Origin of the sequence: Paraburkholderia sp. MM5496-R1 (assembly GCF_050436205.1) — a bacterium.
In the GTDB taxonomy this organism is placed as follows: domain Bacteria; phylum Pseudomonadota; class Gammaproteobacteria; order Burkholderiales; family Burkholderiaceae; genus Paraburkholderia; species Paraburkholderia tuberum.
Genome location: NZ_JBNDLT010000001.1, coordinates 905761 through 931340 on the forward strand (window position 1 = coordinate 905761; position 25580 = coordinate 931340).

23 protein-coding genes and 4 pseudogenes are annotated in these 25580 nt (G+C 61.8%); 15 read left to right on the forward strand and 12 right to left on the reverse strand.

Annotated elements, in window-relative coordinates; all coding sequences use genetic code 11:
- Positions 1-66 precede the first annotated feature (66 nt).
- Together OKW38_RS04580 and OKW38_RS04585 are read right to left on the reverse strand one after the other, a co-directional pair.
- Positions 67-513 carry an SRPBCC family protein gene (locus OKW38_RS04580; RefSeq protein ID WP_429360200.1) on the reverse strand — a complete coding sequence of 149 codons (447 nt, stop codon included), beginning with the start codon at positions 511-513 and terminating at the stop codon, positions 67-69.
- 347 nt (positions 514-860) lie between these two features.
- Positions 861-1226: pseudogene (locus OKW38_RS04585) on the reverse strand (transposase); the annotation flags it as partial.
- A gap of 281 nt (positions 1227-1507) precedes the next feature.
- Here OKW38_RS04585 and OKW38_RS04590 point away from each other — a divergent pair.
- Positions 1508-2368 (forward strand): sterol desaturase family protein, encoded by an 861-nt coding sequence (locus OKW38_RS04590; protein ID WP_429360202.1) that lies wholly within the window; start codon positions 1508-1510, stop codon positions 2366-2368.
- Entirely contained in the window at positions 2368-3522 is a 1155-nt protein-coding gene (locus OKW38_RS04595; RefSeq protein ID WP_429360203.1) for an acyltransferase family protein, read from the forward strand. Before OKW38_RS04590 ends, OKW38_RS04595 begins: the two co-directional genes overlap by 1 nt.
- Positions 3523-3558: 36 nt before the next feature.
- Here the strand turns inward: OKW38_RS04595 and OKW38_RS04600 are convergent.
- Positions 3559-3678 (reverse strand): annotated as a pseudogene (locus tag OKW38_RS04600) (IS5/IS1182 family transposase); the annotation flags it as partial.
- A gap of 83 nt (positions 3679-3761) precedes the next feature.
- Here OKW38_RS04600 and OKW38_RS04605 point away from each other — a divergent pair.
- Positions 3762-4496 (forward strand): haloacid dehalogenase type II, encoded by a 735-nt coding sequence (locus tag OKW38_RS04605; RefSeq protein WP_429360205.1) that lies wholly within the window; start codon positions 3762-3764, stop codon positions 4494-4496.
- Here the strand turns inward: OKW38_RS04605 and OKW38_RS04610 are convergent.
- Entirely contained in the window at positions 4479-5078 is a 600-nt protein-coding gene (locus tag OKW38_RS04610; RefSeq protein ID WP_429360207.1) for an NUDIX domain-containing protein, read from the reverse strand. The genes OKW38_RS04605 and OKW38_RS04610 overlap by 18 nt on opposite strands.
- Before the next feature lie 79 nt (positions 5079-5157).
- Between OKW38_RS04610 and OKW38_RS04615 the strand changes: the two genes are divergently transcribed.
- The 6 genes from OKW38_RS04615 (at position 5158) to OKW38_RS04640 (ending at position 12404) form a co-directional block, all read left to right on the forward strand.
- Positions 5158-5913 (forward strand): DeoR/GlpR family DNA-binding transcription regulator, encoded by a 756-nt coding sequence (locus tag OKW38_RS04615; protein WP_184045063.1) that lies wholly within the window; start codon positions 5158-5160, stop codon positions 5911-5913.
- 398 nt (positions 5914-6311) lie between these two features.
- Positions 6312-7112 (forward strand): transporter substrate-binding domain-containing protein, encoded by an 801-nt coding sequence (locus OKW38_RS04620; protein ID WP_184023733.1) that lies wholly within the window; start codon positions 6312-6314, stop codon positions 7110-7112.
- 362 nt (positions 7113-7474) lie between these two features.
- Positions 7475-9148, forward strand: coding sequence for an alpha,alpha-trehalase TreA (gene treA / locus OKW38_RS04625; protein ID WP_429360209.1), 1674 nt, complete (start codon positions 7475-7477; stop codon positions 9146-9148).
- A 54-nt stretch (positions 9149-9202) separates the two neighbouring features.
- On the forward strand, positions 9203-9571 hold the full coding sequence (locus OKW38_RS04630; protein ID WP_090810742.1) for a DUF2784 domain-containing protein: 369 nt from the start codon (positions 9203-9205) through the stop codon (positions 9569-9571).
- 547 nt (positions 9572-10118) lie between these two features.
- On the forward strand, positions 10119-11954 hold the full coding sequence (locus OKW38_RS04635) for a S10 family serine carboxypeptidase-like protein (RefSeq protein ID WP_429360210.1): 1836 nt from the start codon (positions 10119-10121) through the stop codon (positions 11952-11954).
- A 57-nt stretch (positions 11955-12011) separates the two neighbouring features.
- Positions 12012-12404, forward strand: coding sequence for a 2-oxoglutarate dehydrogenase (locus OKW38_RS04640; RefSeq protein WP_429332628.1), 393 nt, complete (start codon positions 12012-12014; stop codon positions 12402-12404).
- Between the two features lie 115 nt (positions 12405-12519).
- Here the strand turns inward: OKW38_RS04640 and OKW38_RS04645 are convergent, their stop codons facing one another.
- The 3 genes and pseudogenes from OKW38_RS04645 to OKW38_RS04655 form a co-directional block, all read right to left on the reverse strand.
- Positions 12520-12933 carry a VOC family protein gene (locus OKW38_RS04645; RefSeq protein WP_090810736.1) on the reverse strand — a complete coding sequence of 138 codons (414 nt, stop codon included), beginning with the start codon at positions 12931-12933 and terminating at the stop codon, positions 12520-12522.
- Positions 12934-13044: 111 nt separating this feature from the next.
- Positions 13045-13229: pseudogene (locus tag OKW38_RS04650) on the reverse strand (amidohydrolase family protein); the annotation flags it as partial.
- An 11-nt stretch (positions 13230-13240) separates the two neighbouring features.
- Positions 13241-13774 (reverse strand): helix-turn-helix transcriptional regulator, encoded by a 534-nt coding sequence (locus OKW38_RS04655; RefSeq protein ID WP_090810734.1) that lies wholly within the window; start codon positions 13772-13774, stop codon positions 13241-13243.
- 240 nt (positions 13775-14014) lie between these two features.
- Between OKW38_RS04655 and OKW38_RS04660 the strand changes: the two genes are divergently transcribed.
- Positions 14015-14233: a hypothetical protein gene (locus OKW38_RS04660; RefSeq protein WP_429360721.1), complete on the forward strand. Its 219-nt coding sequence runs from the start codon at positions 14015-14017 to the stop codon at positions 14231-14233.
- Between the two features lie 99 nt (positions 14234-14332).
- Here OKW38_RS04660 and OKW38_RS04665 read toward each other — a convergent pair whose 3' ends face one another.
- The gene (locus OKW38_RS04665; protein ID WP_429332626.1) at positions 14333-15406 is read right to left on the reverse strand and encodes an AI-2E family transporter; all 1074 of its coding nucleotides are present in this window, start codon (positions 15404-15406) and stop codon (positions 14333-14335) included.
- Between the two features lie 558 nt (positions 15407-15964).
- Positions 15965-16753, reverse strand: a complete 789-nt coding sequence (locus tag OKW38_RS04670) for a hypothetical protein (protein WP_090811839.1) — start codon at positions 16751-16753, stop codon at positions 15965-15967.
- Between the two features lie 380 nt (positions 16754-17133).
- Between OKW38_RS04670 and OKW38_RS04675 the strand changes: the two genes are divergently transcribed.
- Positions 17134-18720 carry a phospholipase D family protein gene (locus OKW38_RS04675; RefSeq protein ID WP_429360211.1) on the forward strand — a complete coding sequence of 529 codons (1587 nt, stop codon included), beginning with the start codon at positions 17134-17136 and terminating at the stop codon, positions 18718-18720.
- 8 nt (positions 18721-18728) lie between these two features.
- On the opposite strand, the gene OKW38_RS04680 is transcribed toward OKW38_RS04675, so the two are convergent.
- Positions 18729-19283 (reverse strand): hypothetical protein, encoded by a 555-nt coding sequence (locus tag OKW38_RS04680; protein WP_090810730.1) that lies wholly within the window; start codon positions 19281-19283, stop codon positions 18729-18731.
- A gap of 105 nt (positions 19284-19388) precedes the next feature.
- Positions 19389-19772 (reverse strand): SHOCT domain-containing protein, encoded by a 384-nt coding sequence (locus OKW38_RS04685; RefSeq protein ID WP_090810728.1) that lies wholly within the window; start codon positions 19770-19772, stop codon positions 19389-19391.
- Positions 19773-20017: 245 nt separating this feature from the next.
- On the opposite strand from OKW38_RS04685, the gene OKW38_RS04690 reads away from it, so the two are divergent.
- Entirely contained in the window at positions 20018-20236 is a 219-nt protein-coding gene (locus OKW38_RS04690; RefSeq protein WP_143037291.1) for a hypothetical protein, read from the forward strand.
- Positions 20237-20320: 84 nt separating this feature from the next.
- Here OKW38_RS04690 and tssH read toward each other — a convergent pair.
- Positions 20321-23012 (reverse strand): annotated as a pseudogene (tssH, locus tag OKW38_RS04695) (type VI secretion system ATPase TssH).
- Positions 23013-23446: 434 nt separating this feature from the next.
- On the opposite strand from tssH, the gene OKW38_RS04700 reads away from it, so the two are divergent.
- From OKW38_RS04700 to tssE, 3 genes are read left to right on the forward strand one after another with little or no spacing between them, the layout of a single operon-like run.
- Positions 23447-24244 (forward strand): TagK domain-containing protein, encoded by a 798-nt coding sequence (locus OKW38_RS04700; protein WP_429360213.1) that lies wholly within the window; start codon positions 23447-23449, stop codon positions 24242-24244.
- A complete protein-coding gene (locus OKW38_RS04705) occupies positions 24228-25064 on the forward strand; it encodes a type VI secretion system accessory protein TagJ (protein WP_429360214.1) in 837 nt (278 codons plus the stop codon). Before OKW38_RS04700 ends, OKW38_RS04705 begins: the two co-directional genes overlap by 17 nt.
- Positions 25061-25579 carry a type VI secretion system baseplate subunit TssE gene (gene tssE, locus OKW38_RS04710; protein ID WP_090810720.1) on the forward strand — a complete coding sequence of 173 codons (519 nt, stop codon included), beginning with the start codon at positions 25061-25063 and terminating at the stop codon, positions 25577-25579. Before OKW38_RS04705 ends, tssE begins: the two co-directional genes overlap by 4 nt.
- The last annotated feature ends 1 nt before the right edge of the window (position 25580 follow it).

The following is a 25580-nucleotide window of genomic DNA, read 5'->3' on the forward strand; positions in this document are numbered from 1 at the left end:
CGCCGTAAAGGTCAGCGCATCGCGCGCATGGTTGAGTGAAAGGGAGCAAGCGGCTGTTATTGAATGTCAGTCCGCAATCTCCGGCTCGACCAGCTTCGCCAGTTGCGCGAGCGACTCCTGCCAGCCGAGGTAACACATCTCGACCGGAATCATCTCGGGGATGCCTTCCTGCACGATGTTCAGTTCGGTCCCGCACGACACCTGCCGCAACGAAACGGTCGTGTGCATCTGACCGGGCAGATTCGGGTCGTCGAAATGGTCCGAATAGCGGATCTTCTCGAACGGCACCAGTTCGATGTACTCGCCACCGAACGAGTGCCCCTTGCCCGAGCCGAAGTTATGAAACGACATCCTGTAGGTGCCGCCGACGCGCGCATCCATCTGATGCACGTCGCAGGTGAAGCCATACGGCGGTAGCCATTTCGCCATCGCGGCGGGTTCGAGGAATGCGCGATAGATATGCTCGGGCGTCGTGCGCAAAACACGGTGGAATTTGACGGTTCCGGTAGCCATGATGAGTGTGCCTTTCACTGGAGGGGTTGGACATACTGTCACGACGCGCCCGCGTTGCGGGAATCGACATGCACGAGACCAGGCAAAACCCGTAGACGGTTGACACTCGTTTAGCAGATGCATCGCCCCATACGGACTGCGTTGCGGTCGAAGCGTCCCCGGTCGCCATAGCGTCCCCGTCCTTTTTAGATGATCGATGATTGCAACGCATCAGGGACCGCCGGCCTACGCCGGCCATTGAAGTCCGGATGCATGGCTGCAATCGTTACCTCAATCCGTTGCAAACGAGACTTGGCAAGCCGGGGGCGTCCATGCATGGTGTATAGGCAACTTGATGAGCGGGGACTTCAGGCGGCGAGTTTCTGCTGAACCGGTTGATCGTCTTTCACCGGTTCGCCATCCCTGAAGGCAATGCCTTCCAGCAACAGCTTGATCTTTTCGGGCCCGTTGACGCGGCGCCAGGTTTTCTCGGCTTCCTCGATCAGCCTGAATGCCAGACCAAGGAAGGTGGGTCGCGACACACAGTTGCGCGTGCGCGTCGTACGGTGTCGCACCGTCGCGAACGTCGACTCGATCGCATTCGTGGTCCGCAAATGCTGCCAGTGCTCCAGCCGGGAAGTCGTAAAACGCCAGCAGGCTTTCCGGTCCTTCTTCAACGTTTCCGTTGCCTTCGGATATTTCGCCGCGTAGACCGTCACGAAACGATCAAACGCGCCTTCCATTCGCCATTCGAGGTCTTTGCCCCAACACTTGCTTCAGCAGCTCAACCTCAAGGCTCTAAGCATTAAACCCGCCGTTGCGCTTCGACCTTGAAACCGCCGTTTACGTACGGCCATAAAACATAATTCGTATTACATATAGGCAATACCCGCTGAATGATGGCCGAAACTGACGGTGTGATGCGCCCCCGAGAGCACCCGTGTCCCACTATCCTCATAGCAGCGTTGTGCAGCACAGCATTCGAAGACCTCCACATCTCGAATCGGGGAAAAAGATGCAAACGTTCGATGTGTTGACTTATGTTGCTCATACCTTGCGTGCGGGAGAGCGCGTAGCTGTTGCCTCTATTCTCTGCGTCGCCGTCGAGATAATGCTGCCGTATGGCAAGGTGTCGTTTGCATCACGCGCGCGCGGCATTCTGTTTCACATTTGTTATTTGTTTATAGGTGGGCTTTTCTTCGAAATTTATCATTCTGTGATCGTCGCACTGCATATCCGACCGCTTTTCTCGATAGCGCTTGACGGCGTATTGGATTCGCCGCGGCCAGTCTGGCGCGCCACCGGCATCGCACTTGCTATCGCTGGGGCGTTACTGATTGGTGATTTGCTGTACTACTGGTTCCATCGCGCGCAGCATACGTTCGGTTTCTTGTGGCGGTTCCACCAGGTCCACCATTCGATTCGCGAGATGAATGTGTGGAACTGCAATATGCATGTATCGGAGGAGTTGCTCCGTCCCCTGGTTGTCACGCTTCCAATGGCACTACTGATCGACTTCCATCCTCCTTTCCTATGGTCGTTGATTGGCATGGTGATACTCATTCAGGGCACCTTCGAGCACGCCGATACACGCATCAGCTTTGGCCCGATTTCCTATCTGTTCCCAGACAATCGATTTCATCGAATTCATCATTCAGTCGAGTTGCGCCATTACAACCGAAATTTCGCTGCAGTCGTGACCGTATGGGACGTATTGTTTGGGACCGCACACTTCCCGAAGAAAGGCGAATGGCCCGATGTCGGTCTTGACTACACTGATGAACCTGACGGTCTGGTTGATTATCTGCTGATGCCATTCACCGTCAGGCTACCCGCCACCGCTGTACAAGACCCATCCCCACGGAGTACGGAGTGATGTCCCCACTCGCAACGACACTCGGATCGCGGCTTGCCGATGCGAAAAACAGGCCATCGGGTTTCGACTACATGCGTCTCGTGCTCGCCGTCCTCGTGGTCGCGAGCCACACCATTAACGTCTGTTATGGTCACAAGTTCACTCAAGCAGTATGGTCCGGGCCTGCACGAGCACCGCTCGCGCTAATTTTGCCAATGTTCTTCGCTCTGAGCGGTTTCCTGGTTGCTGGCAGCTTCGAACGTTGCCGCACGATCGTTTCCTTCTGCGGGCTGCGGGTACTGCGGCTGCTACCCGCATTGGCGGTCGACACGCTGATCGCCGCATTGCTGATCGGGCCGTTCTTTACCACGCTTCCACTTCATCAATATTTCACTGATCCCGAGTTCCGGGCGTACTTCCTGAACATTCTCGGAGACGTCCATTTCGCGCTGCCAGGTATGTTCGCCAACAATCCTTGGCCGGATGCAATCAATCAGCAATTGTGGACGTTACCGTTCGAACTAGCCTGTTACGTCGCATTGACTATTGCGTCGTATGCCGGCATGGCACAACGACCGCATCTTTTACTCGCCGCATCGATTGGTGCGAACGTCTTACTCGTTGCGCTTGCGCACCGTTCCGGTTCGGCTGGTATGACCGTACACGGACCGATGCTCGTTCTCTGTTTCTTCTATGGCGTTTGCGCATACCAGTTCCGCAACCGGATCGTCTGGAGTTCATGGCTCTGTGTGCTATCTGGCCTCGTCGCAGTGATTTGCCTATCCGTTCGCGGCGCGGATTACTTCGCGGCGCTGCCCGCCACCTATCTGACCGTCTTTCTCGGACTCACGCAACCAAGACGCCACCGCTTTGTCGCAAGCGGTGACTACTCATACGGCATCTTTCTTTACGGTTTCCCGATACAGCAAACTGTGGCCGCGATGCTTGCCCCGGCCGCCCTCACCTGGTACGTTCATTTTCCGATTTCCCTCGCCCTCACACTTCTCTTTGCAATGATGTCTTGGCATGGCGTCGAAAAGCGTGCCCTGAAACTGCGCGGCTTGCTGGACCGTATCGAAACCGGTGCGTTGCATATCGCCGCCGCCGTGCCGGGGGGGCGATATCTCGTACCGGCGCCCGCGGTCCGAATCACGAAGTCGCCGACCCTCGAATGATTGTCAGAAGGCGGGGAGAGGCAGCCGCAGAGATTCAATCTCGCGCAATTCGTAGCGGCGCTGCGGGGCGTCTTTGCTCATCAAGGTCAGATACGGAGCAGCGAAATACCACTCTTCATCCAATACATCCGTTGGGTAGGGCCTGCGTTTTTTCATGCCGCCAGGATACCAGGTCTGGCGCGAAGTTCCTGACACGCATCTAAGATGGGCGGTTCCCGTCAGAGCCACAAAGGAAGGTCATGGGCATCGACTCGATACATCAAACCGCCATCAAAGCTTTCGTGTTCGATGTCTTCGGAACCGTGGTTGACTGGCGAAGCGGCGTCGCGCGCGAAGCGCAACCGTTTCTGCAGCGGCACGCGCCGAATCTCGACGCATCTGACTTCGCGGACGCATGGCGACGCGAGTATTCGCCCGCGATGGAAGAAGTGCGTAGCGGACGCAGAGCGTATGTGCGTCTCGACGTGCTGCACCGGGAAAACCTCGTCAAAGTGCTGGCGCGTTTCGGCATCGCCAATGTTCCCGAACCGGAGATCGATGAGTTGAACCTGGCCTGGCATCGGCTGGACCCCTGGCCCGATGCCGTCGACGCATTGCGGCGCCTGAAGGCGCGCTTCATCATCGCACCGCTATCCAACGGCAACATTCGCCTGATGGTGGACATGGCAAAGCGTGCCGGTCTGCCTTGGGATGCCATTCTCGGTGCCGAAGTCGTCCGCGCTTATAAACCCTCGCCGCTGGTCTATAGCGAAACGGCGGAAATTCTCGGCATTGCGCCACGCGAATTATGCCTCGTGGCCGCACATAACAACGATCTCGCCGCTGCCCGGCGCGTCGGCTTGAGCACCGCGTTCGTCGTGCGGCCCACCGAGCATGGCCCTCAACAGACTAGCGATCTGAAGGCGGACGAGGCGTGGGACTTCATCGTCGACGATCTGCACGAACTCGCGACGCAACTAGGCTGCGCGCGCTGACGCAAACCCACGCAAGGCGACGTACTGCAACAGCATGATCGTCTTGCCGTCGACGATTTCCCCTGCGTCGACCGCTCGCAACGCGGCGTGCAACGGCATTTCGATCACCTCGAGATCTTCCCCTTCATCCTCGACGCCGCCGCCGTCGTTGACCCGCATCGACGCATCGTACTCGCCGACATAGAAGTAGAGCTTTTCGGTTACGGATCCCGGGCTCATGTAGGCCTCGAAAATCTTGTGGACCTGACCCACGCGATACCCCGTTTCCTCCTCGACTTCGAGCCGGATGCGTTCTTCCGGCGAAGCGTTGTCGAGCAACCCGCCCGGCGCTTCGATCATCATGCCGTCGTGACCGTTCACGAACGCGGGCATGCGGAATTGTCGCGTGAGTATTACGTTGCCGGTGCGCGGACTGTGCAGCAGGATCGTCGCGCCGTTGCCGCGATCGTAGGTCTCGCGGTTCTGCCGCTGCCATGTGCCATCGCGACGCAGGAAGTCGAACGTCACCTTCTTCAGCGTGTACCAGTCGTCGGATAGCAAGGTCGTTCCGACGATGCGAACCCGGTCTTTCGTTGCGGTCATTGCGCCTCCTGTCGACCATGGACAATGATTCATGGTATCGTGCAACTTCGTGCAATTTCAAGATATTTCGTGCAATGCAATGTTGACGACCCAACGCAAGAAAGCGATCCTCGACGAACTCGCGCGCAACGGGCAGGTCCTGGCAGGCGAGCTGAGCGCGGCGTTTGGCGTGTCGGAAGACACGATCCGCCGCGATCTACGCGAACTGGCCGCGCAGGGGCGCTTGCAGCGCGTCCACGGCGGCGCGTTGCCCGCGTCGGCGGCGCTCGCGTCATTCGAGCAGCGTCAGGACATCGAGACGCTCGCCAAGCGGCGCATCGCTCGGCGAGCGGTCGAACTGATCGCGCCGGGGCAAACCGTGATCGTCGACGGCGGCACCACGTCGGCGCTATTGGTCCAGGCGCTGCCGTCCGATTTGCACGCGACCATCGTCACGCATAGTCCGAGCGTCGCCACGGCGCTTGCCGCGCATCCTTGTGTCGAGGTGATCCTGATTGGCGGCCGGCTTTACAAACATTCGATCGTGGCCGTCGGCGCCGCGGCGATGGAAGGCATTTCGCGCATCCATGCCGACCTGTACTTCATGGGGGTGACCGGCGTGCATCCCAGCGCTGGGCTGAGCACCGGTGACTTCGAGGAAGCCGCGATCAAGCGCGCGCTCGCCGCGCGGGCGGCGGAAACGGTCGTGCTCGCGTCATCGTCGAAACTGAACGCCGCATCGCGGTTCGTGATCGGCGAGATCAAACTCGCGCAGACCATCGTGGTCGAGAAGAAGACCCGCGCGGAATTGACGAAGCCGATCGAAGCGGCTGGGGTGACTGTGGTGAGAGCGTAGGGGTGGCGCGCCCTGGATCACGCCGACGTCCTGGCTTTCGAGCAGGTACATGACGAAATCGCTGTCGTTGGCGATCACGCGTCCGTCGGGCGTACGCCGCCCGATCACTCCCGCGCATGACGGATAGACATAGAAGGCGCCGGTCGGACGAGGACAATAGAGCCCATCGATCGCATTCAGTCTATCCACCACGAGATCGCGCCGCTGCGATTTTTCGAAGCCGGAGTTTCATCCGCGCGCGCCCGCTTCCGAACAAAGATAAAACAGGCGACTTCTGGAGTGCTAGGATGACGCGCGCAACCCGGCTTGTTCCACGAAGCGACACTGCCGGGTTGCCGACGCGATGGTGAAATCGTTGCGTTGCGCAGCCTGATACTCAAGTACAGAGGAGACACTCAATGAAACTTTCGAAGCTGCTTATAAACGCGTTGGCGCTCTCGGCTCTCAGCTTTACCGCGGTCGCGGCTCATGCCGAAGATCTGCTCGACTCGGTAAAACAGGCCGGAGTCCTGAAGATCGGTCTCGAAGGCACCTATCCGCCCTTCGACTCGCGCAACAAGGACGGCGAGCTCGAAGGCTTCGACGTCGATGTCGCGAAAGCCGTGGCGGCGAAACTCGGCGTAAAGCCGGTATTCATTCCGACCGAGTGGAGCGGCATTATCGCGGCGCTGCAGAGCGGCAAATTCGACGTGATCATCAATCAGGTCACCATTACCCCGCAACGCAAACAGGTTCTTGATTTCAGCCAGCCGTACACGTACTCGGCCGCGCAGCTGATCCAACGGGCGGACGACAAGCGTGAGTTCAAATCGCTCGACGAATTCAAGGGCGACAAGAAGATCGGCGTGACGCTCGGCACCAACTACGACCAGATGGCCCGCGCGGTACCTGGCATCAACGTGCAAACTTATCCGGGTGCACCCGAGAAACTGCGCGATCTCGCCGCCAGGCGTATCGATGCGACGATCGACGACCGGCTGATGCTGCCGTACATCATCAAGAACTCGCAGTTGCCGTTGCGTACGGGCGCGGTGCTAAAAGGCGCCGAGCAGGAAATGGGCATCCCGTTCCGCAAGGACAATCCGAAGTTCGCGAAAGCACTCGACGACGCGCTGACCCAAATGAAGCAGGACGGCACGCTCAAGAAGATCTCGATGCACTGGTTCGGCACGGACGTGACTCAGCCTGTCGCGCAGTAATTTTCTCGTTGTTCTCGCGTACCCGCGCCGAGCTGCCGAATGGTCGACGCAGGTACGCCGCTTGCTCGCTGAGCGGTTTCTGCCGCGCAATCGCTCGCGATCAACGCTTCCATTGCTTCGAATCACGAAGCAAGCGCGGATACGCCATTACGCGCACCTTCTCCCTCGTTCATCACGTTTCATTCTTCGTGCTGAATGCATGCACGCTCTGCTGCGCCGCAGTTGCCTGATGCTTCGAAAGCGTGCGATGCTTTCGGAGCCATTGATCCGGCCACCCTCGTGTCGGACTCGCATGTCGCCGGGAGACGACCTCGAATGGCACGCGATGAGACCAGTGAAATGCCCACAACCTTGGAGGCATCATGAGCATTCAATCACTGTCTCGCAGCCGCAACGCATCAACCGCCCATCTCTTCCCCAGCTCAAGTAAGTACTTCGCGCCGCGGCGTTCGCCGATCACGCTCGGCGTCGCCTGCATCGCCTCGCTCGTCTTCGCATCCGCGAGCTGTCTGGCCGATATCCAGGTGGGCGCTACGCTGCCGCCGGCGCCCGACATTCTGTACGGCGATCTGTTCGTCGCCGTGCAAACCGCGCAGATCTTCGCCGACCAGAAGACGTTCGTCGACGCGACGCCGAATGGCAATCCCGCCGCGATCGTCCAGCTATACGAAACGCAGAAGAACCAGCCCGGCTTTTCGCTGCAGAAATTCGTCAGCCAGTACTTCACGCCGCCGCCCGATCAGAGCATCACGCCGCCGCCGAACCAGAGTCTGCGCGAGCACATCGACTGGCTCTGGGACGGCCTCACGCGCACGACGACGAGCGCGCCCGACTACAGCTCGCTGATCCCGCTGCCCAAACCATACGTCGTGCCGGGCGGCCGCTTTCGCGAAGGCTACTACTGGGATACCTATTTCACGATGCTGGGGCTGCAGGAGTCCGGACGTGAAGATCTCGTCGACGATATGCTCGACAACTTCACGTACATGATCGACACGTTCGGCCACATACCGAACGGCAATCGCACGTACTATCTGAGCCGCTCGCAGCCGCCGTTCTACTCGTATATGGTGGAGCTCGCGGCGCAAAAGGAAGGCAACAAGGTTTATCAGAAGTACCTGCCTGTGCTGCGCAAGGAGTACGCGTACTGGATGCAAGGCTCGTCCAGCACGCCGCCCGGCGGCGCTACGCACAATGTGGTCGTGCTCAACGATGGCACCGTGCTGAACCGCTACTGGGACGATCTGGACACGCCGCGCGACGAGTCGTACCTCGAGGACGTGCAGACCGCGCAGGCGAGCGGCCGGCCGGCCAACCAGGTCTACCGCGATCTGCGCGCGACCGCCGAAAGCGGCTGGGATTTCAGCTCACGCTGGTTCGGCGACAACCAGACGCTCGCAACGGTGCGCACGACATCGATCATCCCGGTCGATCTGAACAGCCTGTTGTTCCATCTGGAGACGACGATCGCGCGCGGCTGCTCGGAGACACGCGACTTCCGTTGCGTCGCGCAGTTCATCGGCTACGCGGCGCGGCGCGCGCAAGGCATCAACCGCTATCTGTGGAATCGCAACGGCTACTACGGCGACTACGACTGGCAACTCGGCAAGTCGCGCGACAACCAGACACCGGCGATGCTGTATCCGCTGATGGCCGGCGTGGCGTGGCCCGATCGCGCGTGGAAGACCGCCCAGACCGTGCAGAATGTGCTGCTCAAGCAGGGCGGCCTCACGACGTCGACCTATAACACCACGCAGCAATGGGACGCGCCGAACGGCTGGGCGCCGTTGCACTGGATCGCAATTCAGGGCCTCAAGCGCTACGGACGCGCCGACCTCGCGCAGCCGATCGGCACGCGCTTTCTCGCGGACGTCGAGAACGTCTACAACACGCAGCACAAGCTCGTCGAGAAGTACGTCGTGGAAGGCGCGGGCGAAGGCGGCGGCGGGGGTGGCGAGTATCCGCTGCAGGACGGCTTCGGGTGGACCAATGGCGTAACCTTGATGCTGCTCGATCTGTATGGCAATGGGCAGTGAGTCCCCGCGGCATCGTCAAGCGAGTGTCGTGCGGCTAGTCCCAATGGAAGCAGAATGATCTGGCTCGCCAATATTGTTCTCGTGCTGCACGCGCTGATCGTGGTGTTTATCGTCGGCGGACTATTCGCCATCTGGATCGCCCACGGTTTGGGACTCCCGTGGGCGCGCAATCGCACATTCCGGACGGTACATGTTCTCGCCATCGGTATCGTGGCGACCCTTGCGGTGCTCAATGTGCCGTGCCCGTTAACCGTTCTGGAGGATCGTCTGCGCACGGGAACGGTCGGTCCGCAAGGCTTCATACAGCGCTGGGTCAGCGCCTGGCTGTATTACGACTTTCCGGGCTGGGTGTTCGTAGTCGCCTATGTCGCGTTCTTGCTGGCAGTGATTGTTACGTGGTTCCGAATTCGGCCACGAGCGTGACGGGCGTACCGCCGCCCCGCTCGCCGAAGCGATCGACGCCGCCCGGACGGAAATTCCCCAGCCTGCTATTTTTTTTAATTCTATTGAGGACGCGTTTTCACCGGTTAAATTTACCATTCAGTTATATTTATCAAATGCAATTAATTCCGACGACATAGCCACGAAAATTCGCAGTTCGTCGTCGCCATTCAATGCAATTCGGATAAATCCGCCAGCGTTTTTCTGCCCCCATGCGGCGGCGACCGCGCCAACGCTCGATCTCAAAGCGCTACTCCTCCACAAAATCCGACTTTATTCTGAATCGCATAATTGCCGCTTGATCCTTGACAAGACCGCATTTCGCATCCTATTTTCACTCTTGCTGTAAGCAACGGAAAGATTCAATTTTAAATTTCTCTTGAAATGTCGAGATAAATCGACAGGGAATCCATTTATCCATTCAATTAGTAATTTCAGAAAGCGAATGGAAATATTGATGCAAGTATTTTGAATTAATGCATTGCGAAAAGCGGCCTTTGTGTAGCGGTATCACTCACCAGGGAACGAGATGAATCCAGACAGAAGGAGTACCGACGATGGTCGCGTCCGTCGTCATGGCCGGCTCGCCGCGCTAAGCGCGCTGACACTCGGAATCGTTATGCTCGCCGGATGCGGCGGCAGCGACGGAGGTTCGTCGGCGTCGGCGGTACCGAGCGGCATGGCGCAGGTCGCCAATCAGGCGCAAGCGGCGTCGGCGCCGCAGACGCCATCCGCCAATCAGCCCTACACCGATCTCACCACCTATTCGACGAGTGCGACGTCCGGGATAGCCGCGTCGCTAGTCGCGGAGAAAGCGGCGATCATGCATTACCAATGGACGTCCGGCAGCACCACCGTCAATTACACGACGACCACCGGCCACCTGAGCGCAATGGATCTGACGAGCGGCGCACCCGAAGCGACGATGTCCTACGTGGCCTACACGGCGCCGAGCACGAATGGCAAACCGCGCCCCGTTACGTTCGTCTATAACGGCGGGCCGGGTTCTTCGTCGATCTGGCTGCGTCTCGGATCGTTCGCGCCGACGCGCGTCGCGACCACCGATCCGCTGCTGAACGGCACCAGCTGGCCGAACTATCCGCTTGTGAACAACACCGAGAGCCTGATCGACACGACCGATCTCGTGTTCATCGATCCGCCGGGCACGGGCCTCTCCGAAGCGATCCTGCCGAACACGAACCAGACCTACTGGAGCACCGATGCCGACGCGAACATCATGCGCGACTTCATCATCCGCTACCTGACGGTCAATTCACGCAGCAGCTCGCCGATCTATCTGTACGGCGAATCGTACGGCACGCCTCGCACCGACATCCTCGCGCTCGCGCTCGAATCGGCCGGCGTGCAACTGACGGGGATCACGCTGCAGTCTTCGATCCTGAACTACTTCGCGGATGCGATCGAGGCGGTGGCAATCACGGGTTCGCCCGACCAGCTCGCGCTCGAAACCGATACATTGAGCGGCTACATGCCGGGCTACGCCGAGGTCGCGGCGTACTACAACCAGGTATCGCCAGCGCCAGTGAGTCAGGCGACCTACGCGCTTCGCAGCGAGGCGTTCGTGACCGCCAACTACAACCTGTTCAAGAATTATTCGCTGTACTGGACCTTGAGCCAGCTCGGCGCGCCCACCTACGCGGGACCGCCGAACTTCCCGCCCACGTGGCTGGAGAAGTTCTGGGACGCCGAATCCGGTCTCACGTTGCAGGCGATGCAGGGCTACTTCAACGTCAATCCGTTCAACCTCACGCTGGTGCCAGGCTCGACGATAGGCCGCTACGATGGTCGCGTGTCGTTGCCCAACTCGGACTCGCGTCTGCAGAGCGACGGCGACCCGTCGGACATCCTGATCTCGCTGCCATTCACCAATGCGTTGGCGACACAGATGCCGGATTACCTCGGTTACACGGCGCCGAACGCGGCGTACATGCCGCTGAACGACGCGATCATCGAGGTGTGGGATTTCTCGCACGGCGGCCAGCCGCTGCCCGACACGATCCCCGATCTGCTCGGCGCGCTAAAGCTGAATCCGCAACTGAAGGTGCTGGCGGAAAACGGCTTCCACGATCTCGCCACGCCGTTCTTCAATACCGAGAAGCAGCTCGCGCGGCTCAAGACGGTCCAGGGTCTCAACCCGAATCTGCAGGTCAACTTCTTCCAGGGCGGACATATGATTTATCTGGATGACGAGGCGCGCCCGCAGATGAAGGCGGATCTCGCGGCCTTCTATGGCGGCACGCCGATAGCGGGCGCGCTGACGCTCGCGACGCTGCCTCAGCCGTGGGCCGACGAAGCGTCAGCCGCTACGCCGACGAGCGAGGCACTCGCCGCGGCCGCGCCCTGATCGGTGGTGGTTTCGCTTCGCGCGAAACCCTCTGACTACTTTTTATGGCGAAAGATCATGTCTTCACTCGATATCTTGCGACGTACTCTGGCATTGATTGTCCTCGGTGTGATCGTCGGCAGTGCGCATGCGTTGCCGCCCCAGCCGGTGGCGCCCGTGACGCTACCCAACGGCGAACACGGCGTGGACGGTCCGTTCTTTCCTCATAACCGTGCCAACGCGGTCGCGCCGACCACCGGCTCGACGCTGCAGCAGCAGGCTCAGCAGCGCGTGGAGAGCAGACTGGGCGCGAAATCGGTGCTCAGCAACGGCTCGTCGATCACCAAGGCCCAGGCGCAAAGCAATGGGCTTGGCTATATCGCCAGGCATTTTGACGAGATCGATACCGCGCATTCGGGCCGCGTGACGTTGAACGACGTTCGGCAGTATCTGCAGCAGCATCAGCAGTGAGAGTCCGGTAGTCCAGTGATCCGGGATGACGGCGGGCGGTGCGTCGCGATCGTGCGACGCACCGCCCGCCGTATGCGGCTGCGCGCCGCGCCCACGCGCGGCGGATCGCTCACGCTCACTTGCCCGTTGCCGCCTGGATCATCTTCCATCCATTGCCCGCCGGATCGCGAAAGCCCGCATCGACGCTGCCGAAACGATCCACCGGCTCCTGCGTGAATTCCACGCCGCGCGCCTTCAACTGCTCGTAGCTCGCGCGACAGTCGGCAACGGACAGCACCAATGGCGGCATCGCCCCCTTCGCGACCATCGCGCGCAGCGTTTGCGCGGTAGCTTCATCGTGGACCGGCGGCCCCGGCGCGAACAGTCCCAACTGGAAAGTCGGCTGTTCCGGGTGCTGGACCGTGAGCCAGCGGTAAGCACCGTTGCGCACGTCGGTGTGGACGCGAAAGCCGAGTTTGTCGACGTAGAACGAAAGCGCCGCATCCTGATCGTCGACGTACAAACCGACCACATTGATACCCTGATTCATGACTCCTCCCTCGCTGGTTGAGGGTTCGACTGTATCGCTGGCCACGCGGCGGCGCTTCTCCAAAACTGCGATCGGCTGGTTCGGGCGTTTGCCCGGCCTTCGGCACGCCGGCGCGCCGGCTTCGGCGACGACCGCGCGAATCTCGTCCTCCGGTAACCGAGCGCGCCGATCGGATCGGTCGGCAACGCGACGCCGCCGGAGGCCATGATCTTGATCTGGTCGGCGCCCATCTGCAGTTCTTCGCGCACGGCGCGGCGCAACGCGTCGACGCCATCGACGACCCGGCTCAATGCACCGATACCCTCATTCACGACGTCTCGCTGATAGGAGGCTCGGCAGTGTCGCCGACCACGCGGCGGCGCTTTTCCAGAACTGCGGTCGTCAGATCGGGGCGTTGCGCGGCCTTCAGCACGCAGGCGGGCACGCGATCGAGTTCAGCGGGATTGGCGCGTGCCTGCACGCGCATCTCGCTCGGGCTCAGGCCGGTAATGTCGCGAAAGACGCGGCCGAACGTGCCGAGGCTTTCCCAGCCGGTCGCGAACGCGATGTCGGTGATGCCGAGGTCGGTATCGCGCAGCAGTGTGGTGGCCTGCTCGATACGCCGCGTCAGCAGATAGCGGTGTGGCGGCACGCCGAAGGCCCGCTTGAACGAACGCGCGAAGTGCGCCTCCGACACGCCGCTGACTTCAGCCAGGCGCCGCACGGGCCAGGCTTCGTGCGAGGCCACATCGATGCGGTCTTTCGCACGCAGCAGGCGACGCAGCAGAGCCGGGTCTTCGAGTGCTTCGGCGCCGCCCGAGACGGGGGTCGGCTGGACTGCAGGGTCGTGTGAGCCGGGCATATGTTCGCGTTAGAACCGATAGCCGATGCCCGGCCGCCGCCGCGCCGAGAACGATCGCGGCCATGAGGAGCGTCGAGGCAGGCTTTGTCATCGAGCGGCGGGCCTCGTGTTGATGGAAAGACGCACAAGCCGCGGCCCCTGGCCGCAACCCGAGGCCATTGTTGCACGGCTTTGCGTGAACCTCGCGTCAAAGGCCGCTCGAAAATTTTTCGATTTATTTAAAGAGATGGCAATGGTGCTGTGGACGATACCGCGAAGAACACCGACGCGTTCGACCCGGGTTCGGCGTCGAAGGCGGTCACGCAGGCGCTGGCGACCGGCAGCACCACGACTTCGTCGGCCGGCAAGATCGCGTTCGACGGCTACCTGAAGAACGTCGTGTTCGCCTACAACTACATCAGCACCGGCGACGACCGGCCAGACGTGGTCGGGTTCTTCACAGTAAGCAGCAAGCGTTAAACGCTGATGGCAACAGCGTGCGGCGGCGGCAAGCCACACGCGTCGAGATAGACGTGTTTCATGCGCCGGGTCGATCATATGTCCGCCATGGCGGGCGCTTCACGCGGTCTGTTCGGTCTTGCCGTAAGTGAGCCGGCCGTTTTTCGACAGCAGCACCGCAACCGGCCGCGTCATTTCGAACTCGGAGAAAATGATCGTCATGCTGGCGGTGATCGGCACCGCGAGAAAGGCGCCCGGCACGCCCCACAAAGCCGACCACACGGCCATGCTCGCGAGAATCGCGAACGGGCTCAGGTTCAGGGAGTTGCCCGTCAGATACGGATCGAGAATATTGCCGATCACGAAGTGAATCGCGGTCAGCGACACCAGCACGACCAGGATCGAATTCAGGTCGCCGAACTGCAGCACCGACATCAGCACCGGGAACACGATCGCGAGCACCGAGCCGATATAGGGCACGTAGTTCAGCAGCGCGGTCAGTATCGCCCACAGCCCGGCGAACTCGAGGCCGACGCTGCGCATCGCGAGCCAGCAGATCCCGCCTAGCAGCACGCCGAGGAACGTCTTCAGCGCGAGATAGGCGCCGATGCGCCGGTTGATGTCGGTGACCACGCCCCGGATACGCGCCGCGTTGGTCGAATTGGCGGTCATGTTCGTCAGCTTGTCGCCGAACGTCCGGCGCTCGACCAGCAGAAAACTCGCATACAGCACGATCACGAACAGGTCGATGATCACCGACGACAGCGACGCCAGCATGCCGGTCACCATCGCCTGAATATTCAACTGTGTGAGCATGTTCCGCCGCAGCGATTCCCACGTCGGCTCGCTTTCGAGGTGCAGCAGCGTCGAAATCTTGTGGATCATCAGCAGGACCGAGTCCTGGTAGCGCGGCGCGAGCGCGACGAGCGCGTCGTAGTTCTCGACGAGCATGTCGACCGCGAAGAAGATCGCGGCACCGATCAGGAACATCGAGAGTCCGTAGCGCAACTGGACCGGCAGCCGCGGGCCGAGCACCGGAATGCGTTGCAGCAGCCGCGTGAAGTCGACCACCACGTATACCGCGATCGCGCCGAACACGATCGGCACGAAAACCGCGCGCCCGATATACAGCACCCAGCCCACAATCAGCAGCAGCACCACTACATATACGGACGCTTGCAATCTGTCGGTCATTGGTCAGTGCTCCATGAATCCGCAAACAGGTGCGCCAGAGAGTCACCCCAAGGTCACCCGAGGACGAAGGCGATGGCCGGGCACGCGCCCGCCGTGCGATCCCCTTACCAGCCGGTCGCGCGATGGACAGCACTGATCTTCGCACAGAACGATGACAGCTCACATAAAAAGCGCGCCAGATCGCTCCGCCGGCAAACTCCGGGCCGACACCTCGAAATGCGCCCGCAGAATGTCGCGAAAAACGTTGTGATGCGCCGGATTCGCTCGTGAAACCCATCTGCTACGCTGCCCTAATCGGTTTCAATCACCTGACGTGATCCGAAGCGAGCACCTGCGTCACGCGGTGGCAGCGCACGGCCGAATCCATGCAGTAAAGCCGCGCCGCGCGTGGGCGATTCGCGCCGCTATATGGGCGACTTGCGCAGTATCGAGCTGACGTCGTTGCGCGACATCACGCTGCAAATCGGTACGCCGCCGGTAAGCAGGTTGGCGACGGATTCGTGGTACGAACCGCAGTGACGTCGGCCGGAGGCCGCGTCACTTCGCCATGGCGCGGCTTCAACGCGACGTACCCGAATGCCCGATACCGCCCGGCCCGCGCGGCACGATGCCCGCGACGGAGCGCGGCGCCGCGTTCGCGACCAGAATCATCGCCGCGCCGGCGAGACCGCTCGCCACGTGCTTCAACGCATGGCCGGCGATCACGTGATGCGTCAGCTCCCAGATCTGCCAATCGAGGCTTTCGAAAATCTTCGCGACCCCGTAGAAGACGATCACGAGCGTCCACGCGATCACGCCGTCCACCTTGCGCGTGAGCGTCAGGCCGACGATCAGCATGAGCCCGCCGAACTGAAGAATCGCGTAAGGCCACAGGCTGTTGAACACGAGCCAGTAGCCGACGGTGGCGGGCGACACGACCACCATGATCAGCATCTGCGCCCAGCCGACGCGCTGTCCGCCCCACGACGTCCATAGCATGGCGAGGATGCCGGCGAACACGATGGTCATCGGCAGGCGGTCCCAGACGAGCGTCGCATCGTTCGGCGCCATGTGGTAGTAAGCCGAGCCGAACGCGGTGAAGAGCAGCCCGAGCGCGACGACGACCATGCCGGGAAATTGCGCCGGCTGGTCGGACGCATGGCGCCGGACCCAACGCAGACAGAGCACACCGGCGATCAGAATGACGACGTTCGACAGCACGTCGGCAGCATGGTGCAGCGGCCCCAGCGAGCGTTGATCGGCGAAGTGGTGATACGAGGCCGGCTGCGCGAGCGGCCATATCATCTGCAGCGCGGTGCCCACCACGAAAAGCAGCACGCTAGCAAGCAGCAAGCGGGAGATCTTCACGTTGCTCGACTCCATAGTGGGCGAAACGCTCGAAGGCGCCGTGAACCGGACCCTTTATGACCCTTTACGCTGACACGGAGCGGATCACGCTCGATAGCATGGAAACCATGCGGTCGATGCGCAGCCGGGTTGGCCCCCATTCGAATTCGCGCAGCCTGCTCGTATCATCGGACAAAGCGCTTTGCGCAACAAGAGCGTCGGGCGGCGCACCGATGGGCATGCGCTCACAGTATTCTTCTCAACCAATGCAAGTTGCGTGCAAGCATGCGCGCGACACCGTCAGTACAGGCGGTCGAGCGAAGCTTTGTCGAGCAACGCCACGCGATGTTCCGATTCTGGAACCGGCCGGCTCGCGCGACCCAAACGAAGACCTGGACTCCATGCAAGCGCAGATACACCACCCGTCGTTCCCGCATCGCCGATGGAGAGGCGCGCTGTGCGCGCTGCTGTGCGCAAGCCTGCTGGCCGGCTGCGCGCCGTTACCGTCGCTCGAGGGTCGCCAGGCGTCGCATGCGTTGCCGCCCGCGGTGGCGGCCACCACGGATCTCGGTCGCGCGGTCGCGCCCGAGCTGGCCGCGCACGCGGGGCTGGCGGGCATTTATCCGCTGGCGGATGCGCATGTCGCGTTTGCCGCGCGCATGGACCTGATCCGTTCCGCGCAACGCACGCTCGACATCCAGTACTACATCTGGCGCGACGATCTGACCGGCACGCTGCTGCTCGAACAGATCCACGAAGCGGCGGACCGGGGCGTGCGGGTGCGCCTGCTGCTCGACGATCTCGGCATCGCCTCCGCGCTCGACCCGACACTGGCGGCGCTCGACGCGCATCCGAACATCGAGGTGCGCCTGTTCAACCCGTTCGTCGTGCGCAGCCCGAAAATCCTCGGCTTCGTGACCGACTTTTCGCGCGCCAATCGGCGCATGCACAACAAGTCCCTGACCGCCGACGCCACCGCGACGATCCTCGGCGGCCGCAACATCGGCGACGAGTACTTCGATGCCACCGACGGCGTCGTCTTCGCCGACCTCGACGTACTCGCGGTCGGACCGGCCGCGACCGACGTCTCGCGCGATTTCGACCGCTACTGGGCAAGCGCGTCGGCGTATCCGGTCGGGAAGATCCTGCCGCACGAGAGCGTCGATGAGCTGGCCACGCTGGAGCGTAATGCGCAGGCGATCGAGCAGGATCCTGCCGCCGCTGAGTACAAGCAAGCGCTGCGCGGCCCGCGCGTCGTGCAGAACCTGCTCGACGACAAGCTGCCGCTCGACTGGGCCAAAACGAAGATGATCAGCGACGACCCCGCGAAAGGCCTGAACAACGCGCCGCCGGAAGCGCTGATTTCCCACCAGCTCCGCGAAGTGATGGGCCAGCCGACGAAGTCGCTCGACCTCGTCTCCCCGTACTTCGTGCCGGCAGACACGGGCACGCGGTATCTGAGCGGGCTCGCCGCCCAGGGCGTCGACGTGCGGGTGTTGACGAACGCGCTCGAAGCGACCGATGTCGTCGCCGTGCACTCGGGCTATATGAGGCGGCGCGTCGAGTTGCTGCAAAACGGCGTGCACCTGTATGAATTGCGGCGCGTGGCGGGCGCCACCTACAAGAAAGAACAGTCGCCGGGGCCGTTCGGCAGTTCCGGGTCGAGCTTGCATGCGAAGACTTTCGTCGTGGACTCCCAGCGGGTCTTCGTCGGTTCGTTCAACTTCGATCCGCGCTCCGCGCATCTGAATACCGAGCTTGGACTCGTCATCGACAGCACCGAGCTCGCGACGCGGGTCGATCGCAAGTTTCTCGCGCTGCTGCCGAGCGTCGCGTACGCGGTACATCTCGACAAAAACGGCAAGCTGTACTGGATCGAAACCAACGGCGACGTCGAAACCCGCCACGACACCGAACCGAATACGACGTGGTACGCACGGCTCGGTGTATGGATGCTGTCGATTATGCCAATTGAGTCGCTGCTATAGCTCACAGTTCAGAATCGTCGCAAATCGCGATCTCGCAGGGGATCGGGCGTGCGCTGCGTCTCGCGCAACACGCCGTTGGTGTCGAACGCGAAATTGAACAACATGTGGTGGATGTTGCTTTCGATATAACGATATGACCAGACTTCGCGTTGCGAGAGCCGGAAGAACTGCGTTTGCACGGGGCGGCCGAAATTGACCAGCACATCGTCGCGCGTCCATTTGCCGATTTCCGCGCGATTGAATTCGCTCAACTGCAAGACCTGACGCACGTTCACGATCTTGCCTGAAGCGTCGATATCGGCGGCGACGGTGGTCGAGCCCATCGGCTGGGTCGGCCACATCAGTCGGCGGCCGCCCCCCGGCAGGTCATAGACTTCGCGCGGCGGACCCATGCGGGCGACGATCGCCGCTTGATCCTGACCCGCCTGGAATTGCTGCCACGGTTGCGCGCAAGCCGCGAGCATCAACGCCGTCGCGCACGTGAGCGCGGCGCGGCGCAATGCCAGCGGCGCGCGCGCGGTTCGCGCGGCAGCGTTCCGAACGCGGGCGAGGCGGGTAAGCAAGGGTTCCCCCGTTACGTTCGATCGCACGATCCCTCACCGCGCAAAAGCCGAGGCGACACGGGCTGCGCGCCCGCTCGCCCATGGCTGCAGTCAGGTAACCGACGCTTACTGCACGAGCTTCGCGCGCAGACGCGAGTGCTCTTCCTCGGAAATTGAACCGGACGCTTTCAGCTTGTCGAGCTTCTCGATTTCGTCGGCGACACTGAAGCCCACCACATTGCGCAGATCTTCGCGCACCTGCTTGACCCGCGCCTGATCGCGTTCCGCCATGCCGCGATGCTGCGTGAGCAGATACGCGAAGATGCCGATATACGGCAGGATGATGAGAAAAATCACCCACAGAACCTTGCCCCATCCGGACACGTCATGGCGGCGGAACAGGTCGCTCGACACCGTGATCAACAGCCAGAACCACAGGATAAAGATGAAGATGGAGAAAACGTCGGCCAGAAAATTCGGGAATGTGAAACCATCATTAAAGAAAAGCATTGTTGTTCTCCAGTCATTCCGGTTGCAATTGAACGGCTTAACGGATTTCGAGCTATGGTTGCCCCGCTATGGATGACGCATACGATCAGCACGGCAGCGCCGAAAACCTACCATGACCGCATGTCGATTCGCACGCGCATTCATACTGTATGAAAGACATGCATGAGTTTCAATGGCTCGTTTAAAGCCACAAACCCGCTGTTCGTCACGTCTTTCATTTGTGCTCCTGACTTCGGGCGCCGCAAATGCATGATGCGGATCTTTTTGTCTTTATAGCTTATCCCGATCGTGTAACGCGAGCAATTTTTAAGGATTCCGTTCGATTGACGATTTCTGGTGGTGTGGCGATCATGCCGCGTGGCATTGAACATGCATATGTGAAAATGATGTCAAAAAACCAGCGCTTTTGCCCGGCAAAAAAAATGCCAAAAGAGACGTTTGCGAAGCATCCATGCAGCCCCTGACCGGCCGGCTATGCGCCTCGTCACGCCGCGGCACGATCAACGCGACTCGTCATTCGCGATGCAGGTCACCGAGTGCGAAGCCGACTACACATGGCAGGACGACCGAACCACGAGCGCTTCAACAGGTGCCGCGGCTGGATCGGTCACCTCGATCGTCATATGCGTGAGCGCGCTTTTCGCTGCAAACGCATCGAGCCACTGCCGGGCGAGGCGCGGCAGCACGTGCTGTTCGATGAAGCCGATCAAAAGACGCGCACCGGTCTCCTGCACGAGGCAGCGCGCGACGATGTAGTCGACCACCTCCGCCGCATAACTCAGCGCGACGCGGTTGTTGTCCGCCATCCGCCGAACGACTCGATCGAGATGCAAACGCACGATCCGCGCGAGCGAATCCGAGCCCAGCGGACGATACGGCACCAGCGTCACGCGTCCGAGGAAGGCGGCCGGAAACGCCTTCAGCAATTCCGTCGAAAGCGCGGAACGCAGGCCGTCAAAGTCCGGTGCAAGCATTTCGTCCGCGCATAGGCTCGCGGTCAGATCGGAGCCGACATTGCTGGTCATCAGGATGGTCGTATTGCGGAAATCGATATAGCGACCATCGCCGTCTTCCATGTAGCCCTTGTCTAGCACCTGGTAGAACATTTCGTGCACGTCGCCGTGCGCCTTTTCAATCTCGTCGAGCAACACGACCGAGTACGGACGTCGGCGCACCGCTTCAGTCAGCACGCCGCCATCGCCGTACCCGACGTAGCCAGGCGGCGCGCCCTTGAGTCCCGAGACCGTATGCGCCTCCTGGTACTCGCTCATGTTGATCGTGATGAGGTTCTGCTCGCCGCCATAGAGCGCCTCCGCCAATGCGAGCGCGGTTTCCGTCTTGCCGACGCCGGACGGCCCCGCGAGCAGGAAGACGCCGAGTGGCTTGCGCGGGTCCGCGAGCCCGGCGCGCGCCGTCTGCACGCGCTCGCCGATCTGCTGCAACGCGTCGGGCTGGCCGATCACGCGCGCCGCCAGCGTGGCGGGCAGCACCTGAACGGCGCTGACCTCATCGGTGATCATGCGTCCGACTGGAATACCGGTCCAGTCAGAGACGATGTCGGCGACGATCGCTTCGCCGACTTCCGGGAACACGAATGGCGTATCCGCCTGCAGGTTCGATAACGTCCGCTCCAGCTCGCGCAACGTCTCCAGCGCGGTCGCCGCGCGATCGCGCACTTCGGCCTCAGGTCCGGCGGCGGCGCGCTCGCTTTCGACCTCGCGCGCGTGCGCCAGCGCCTTCGCCACATCGGACTGGGCCTGCCAGGCGTTTTCGACAACACGTTCCTCGAGCTCGAGCGTCGCGATGGTCGCCTTGACGTCGGCCAGCGCAGCCTCGCTGCCGAGCCCGATGCGCACCTCGTTACCGAGCAGCTCGGCTTCGACGCGCGCGGCTTGCAAGCGCTCGCGTATCCGCTGCAATTCGCGCGGCGGCGCATGCTGCGATAGCGCGACGCGCGCGCAGGCGGTGTCGAGCAGGCTGATCGCCTTGTCCGGCAACTGACGCGACGGGATGTAGCGATGCGACAGTGTCACGGCTGCGCGAATCGCTTCGTCGAGAACCACGACGCCATGATGGCTCGCGAGCGTGCGCGCGAGTCCGCGGACCATATCGATCGCGGACGGCTCCTCGGGCTCGGCGATCTGCAGCACCTGAAAGCGCCGCGTGAGCGCCGGGTCTTTCTCGATGTGCCGCTTGTACTCGGCCCACGTCGTCGCGCCGATCGTGCGCAACGTGCCGCGGGCGAGCGCCGGTTTCAGCAGGTTCGCCGCGTCGCCGGTGCCGGCCTGGCCGCCGGCGCCGACCAGCGTGTGAATCTCATCGACGAACAGCACGACCGGCGCCGACGACTTCGCCGCCTCCTCGAGTACCGACTTCAGCCTGGCCTCGAACTCGCCCTTCATGCTCGCGCCGGCGAGCAGCGCACCGACGTCGAGGCTCAACAGCCGCACGTCGGCAAAGTTTCGGCGGGACTTCGCCGGCCGCGATCGCGCGCGCGAGGCCTTCGACCACCGCCGTCTTGCCAACCCCGGCGTCGCCGGTCAGCAACGGATTGTTCTGACGCCGGCGCAACAGCACGTCGATCATCGTGCGAATCTCGACTTCGCGCCCAACCACCGGATCGATTTCACCGGCGCGCGCGCGTGCGGTCAGATCCGCGCAAAACTGCGCGAGTGCCGCGCCCTTCACCGATGCAGCGAGCGCACCGGACGCCTCGCCCGGCACCGCCGACGAAAAATCACTCTGGTCGTACGGGGTGTCCTCCGCTTCGGGGGAGCCGGCAATCCACGCCGGCAACGCATCGTGAAGGCCGTCGACGGCAATCTTGCCGAACTCCGGCGAAATGGCCAGCAGCAAGCGCCGCAACTCAGGTGTCTCGACAAGCGCCGCCATCAGCCATGCGCCGCGGATCCGACCGTCGCCGAATGCCAGCGTCGCGACCACCCACGCGCGCTCGATTGCCGTCTCGACGTGAAGCGAAAAATCCGTGAGCGCGCTTGCGCCTGACGGCAGCGCGGCAAGCGCGGTCTGCAGGTCCCGCTCGAGCAGTTCGCGGCTGATGCCGCAGTGTCTGACGATGCGGTGCAGGTCGCTATCGGACTGCGCGAGCAACTGGTGCAGCCAGTGCGCGAGCTCGATATACGGGTTGCCGCGCAGCTTGGAAAACGCCGTTGCGGATTCGATGCTCCTGAAGAGCGTTGCGCCGAGCTTGCCGAACAACGCGTGGCGTGAAATGGACATGATGACGTTGCAGGTAAAGATGTTTGTAGCGGAAAGGCGTGGCCTCGCGTCGGCATCCCGCGCTCCGCGGGCAGGTATCCGACAAAGCGCGCCGGCCAGACTGATCGAGCGACAAAGGATAGCCGGTCGATCGCTGTGTGTATTTGGGCCGTCGCCCATATTCCGCTCGAGGAGCGCGAAGTAGCATTCATATCTTCCACGCGCCAACCCGCATTTTCAGTTGGTGATTTTTTTATTTCTGCGGCGAGAGAGTTTTTACAAATGCGCGCTTTCCAGGCAAATCTCATTCGCCGTTGCATACGGGTCAGGCCATGACTGGATATCACGCCCGCTGGGACCATTCGCCCTTCGAAGCAAGCGCGCTCAGGACCTTCGCACGAACGATCCAGTCTTTCCGGTTCGCTCCAACCGTTTCGCGAATCGATCTGTCGGAAATGAGTGAGGCAAGCCAGCGGGCCGTCGCACGCGAGGACCGTCACGCCGGCGTGGAGTGTTCGCCTCGCGCTAGGCTGAGCGCGCATACCGACCTTCAGCCTATGCCCGATTTATTACGGAACCCGCCTCTCGAAATAGCGAATGCGTCTGGAGACTTTGTCCAGGCACCACCGTCGAGCGTGAATTCTGCCGCGGATCGGGTCGAGCCCGTGCTCATGAACCCGGATGACTTCAGCGACCTGATCGCACTCGCCGACGAGGGCGATAACGATCTGCTGCAGTTGCGGCGCGAACCGCATCCAGCGGAACCCGGCGCACACGACGGCATGGCAAAGCTTCTGGCAGCCGACATCGACGCAGCGGACCCGCTCGCCGCGCTCACGCTGGAATATCGTCACGCGCTGTTGAGCCAGGAGAGCGGCAACGCGCACGAGCCCAAGGCGTCGGCCGAAGATCACGGCGGGTCGATCATCGGCTCACCTCACGATCCGTTCGCCGAGCTTGTCGATCCGTCGCGTGCTGAAGCGTCGGTGTTCGACCTGCTGACGAAGGGGAAGAACATCGACACCCTGCTCGATAGCCTTGACTCGTTCAGTGCCGAGCAGATTTTCGAGGCGGACGAAACGCACGAGATCCTCGCGCTGCTCGCGCCGCGCGGAATTCCCGCGCACCGTGCGAGCAGAACCGCGCAGCTTGCGCGCGAAGAACATCACATGATCAGTATGGACAGCCACATCGCCATGCCTGAATCGATTGAATACGAAGAGCCTGAATTTTCAGATGAAAATAACCGCTAACCTGCCCAAGTCGGAGACGCCAACACTTCGCAGCCTGCTCGACGCGCAGACTTACTGCGAACTCAAGGAGCAAACCATCGACAACGTGCGCAAGCATCCGTCGAACGTGCGCGAACGCTGGCTGTTGTTCGAGCTGTTGTGCCTCGACGGTGAATGGAAACGCGCGTTACAGCAGCTGCAAACCTGGGCCACGCTAGAGCCGGAAGGCACATCGCGCGCCCAGATGTATCGCGGGCTGATTCGCAGCGAGATGTTCCGCGCCGAGGTGTTCGCGGGTCAGCGCGCGCCGGGCGAGATCAATCCGCTGCCCGAGTGGGTGAAATCGCTGCTGCAAGCCAACGTCAAGCTGGGCGAGGGCAACCTCGCCGCCGCCGACGAACTGCGCGGCGCCGCGTTGAACGCCGCGCCGGCCACGCGCGGCGACAGCACGCAGATCGGCGCATTCGAGTGGCTGACCGATAGCGATAGCCGGCTGGGCCCCGTGTGTGAGCTGACCGTAGCGGGCGGGTATCGCTGGGTGCCGTTCGACTCGATGAAATCGCTGACACTCGGTCCGGTCACCGCGCTGACCGACCTCGTCTGGCGCTCGGCCGTCGTGGGCCTACGCGACGCGACTATCCTGCGCGGCTACCTGCCGGTGCGCTATCCAGGCTCGGAAAGTGGTCCCGCCGCCGCCCGGCTCTCGCGCGAAACAACCTGGAAAGACGTAGGGGAAACCGGCGTGATCGCGCTCGGCCAGAAAACCTGGAGCACCGACAAGGGCGACGTCGGCGTGCTCGACATCGGCGAATGCCGGTTCAATCACGACGAGCACGTATGACCACCTCCGACGCGCGACACCGGCAAGCCTACATGCCGTCGCTGATCGACCGCCTGCTCGACGATGCGCCCGCGCGGCGCAGCGAGCGGCCCGAGGCCTATGCGCCCAACAGCGAAGGCATGCGCCGCATCATCCAGCGTGATCTCGGCCTGCTGCTCAACACGACGAACCTGGACGACGAAATGGACATCGCGCGCTACCCCATGCTAGCCGCGTCGGTCGTCAATTACGGCATTCCCGCGTTGTCCGGTAGCTACCTCACCAGTCGCAACTGGGAAACCGTCGAGAAGATGGTCCGCAACGCGATCGTTCGCTTCGAGCCGCGGCTGATTCCGGAGTCGCTGCGCATCCGGCCGCTCAATAGCAAGAACCCGGTACGCTACAACCAGCTCGAGTTCGAGATTCATGGCCTCATGCGCTGGTCGCCCTATCCACTGGAATTTCGCATCCAGAGTGCATTCGACATCGAAATGAATCACGTCACGTTCGAGCTGGGCTCCGGCAAGGGAAGTTGAC

What these genes read in the sequence shown, in the direction of transcription:
- OKW38_RS04690 (WP_143037291.1), top strand. Translation starts at nt 20,018, where the DNA reads ATGCATGATGCGGATCTTTTTGTCTTTATAGCTTATCCCGATCGTGTA.
- OKW38_RS04595 (WP_429360203.1), top strand. Translation starts at nt 2,368, where the DNA reads ATGTCCCCACTCGCAACGACACTCGGATCGCGGCTTGCCGATGCGAAA.
- OKW38_RS04645 (WP_090810736.1), bottom strand. Translation starts at nt 12,933, where the DNA reads ATGAATCAGGGTATCAATGTGGTCGGTTTGTACGTCGACGATCAGGAT.
- OKW38_RS04620 (WP_184023733.1), top strand. Translation starts at nt 6,312, where the DNA reads ATGAAACTTTCGAAGCTGCTTATAAACGCGTTGGCGCTCTCGGCTCTC.
- OKW38_RS04685 (WP_090810728.1), bottom strand. Translation starts at nt 19,772, where the DNA reads ATGCTTTTCTTTAATGATGGTTTCACATTCCCGAATTTTCTGGCCGAC.
- OKW38_RS04700 (WP_429360213.1), top strand. Translation starts at nt 23,447, where the DNA reads ATGAGTGAGGCAAGCCAGCGGGCCGTCGCACGCGAGGACCGTCACGCC.
- OKW38_RS04580 (WP_429360200.1), bottom strand. Translation starts at nt 513, where the DNA reads ATGGCTACCGGAACCGTCAAATTCCACCGTGTTTTGCGCACGACGCCC.
- OKW38_RS04640 (WP_429332628.1), top strand. Translation starts at nt 12,012, where the DNA reads ATGTCTTCACTCGATATCTTGCGACGTACTCTGGCATTGATTGTCCTC.
- treA (WP_429360209.1), top strand. Translation starts at nt 7,475, where the DNA reads ATGAGCATTCAATCACTGTCTCGCAGCCGCAACGCATCAACCGCCCAT.
- OKW38_RS04610 (WP_429360207.1), bottom strand. Translation starts at nt 5,078, where the DNA reads ATGACCGCAACGAAAGACCGGGTTCGCATCGTCGGAACGACCTTGCTA.
- OKW38_RS04675 (WP_429360211.1), top strand. Translation starts at nt 17,134, where the DNA reads ATGCAAGCGCAGATACACCACCCGTCGTTCCCGCATCGCCGATGGAGA.
- tssE (WP_090810720.1), top strand. Translation starts at nt 25,061, where the DNA reads ATGACCACCTCCGACGCGCGACACCGGCAAGCCTACATGCCGTCGCTG.
- OKW38_RS04705 (WP_429360214.1), top strand. Translation starts at nt 24,228, where the DNA reads ATGAAAATAACCGCTAACCTGCCCAAGTCGGAGACGCCAACACTTCGC.
- OKW38_RS04605 (WP_429360205.1), top strand. Translation starts at nt 3,762, where the DNA reads ATGGGCATCGACTCGATACATCAAACCGCCATCAAAGCTTTCGTGTTC.
- OKW38_RS04590 (WP_429360202.1), top strand. Translation starts at nt 1,508, where the DNA reads ATGCAAACGTTCGATGTGTTGACTTATGTTGCTCATACCTTGCGTGCG.
- OKW38_RS04655 (WP_090810734.1), bottom strand. Translation starts at nt 13,774, where the DNA reads ATGCCCGGCTCACACGACCCTGCAGTCCAGCCGACCCCCGTCTCGGGC.
- OKW38_RS04665 (WP_429332626.1), bottom strand. Translation starts at nt 15,406, where the DNA reads ATGACCGACAGATTGCAAGCGTCCGTATATGTAGTGGTGCTGCTGCTG.
- OKW38_RS04615 (WP_184045063.1), top strand. Translation starts at nt 5,158, where the DNA reads ATGTTGACGACCCAACGCAAGAAAGCGATCCTCGACGAACTCGCGCGC.
- OKW38_RS04635 (WP_429360210.1), top strand. Translation starts at nt 10,119, where the DNA reads ATGAATCCAGACAGAAGGAGTACCGACGATGGTCGCGTCCGTCGTCAT.
- OKW38_RS04630 (WP_090810742.1), top strand. Translation starts at nt 9,203, where the DNA reads ATGATCTGGCTCGCCAATATTGTTCTCGTGCTGCACGCGCTGATCGTG.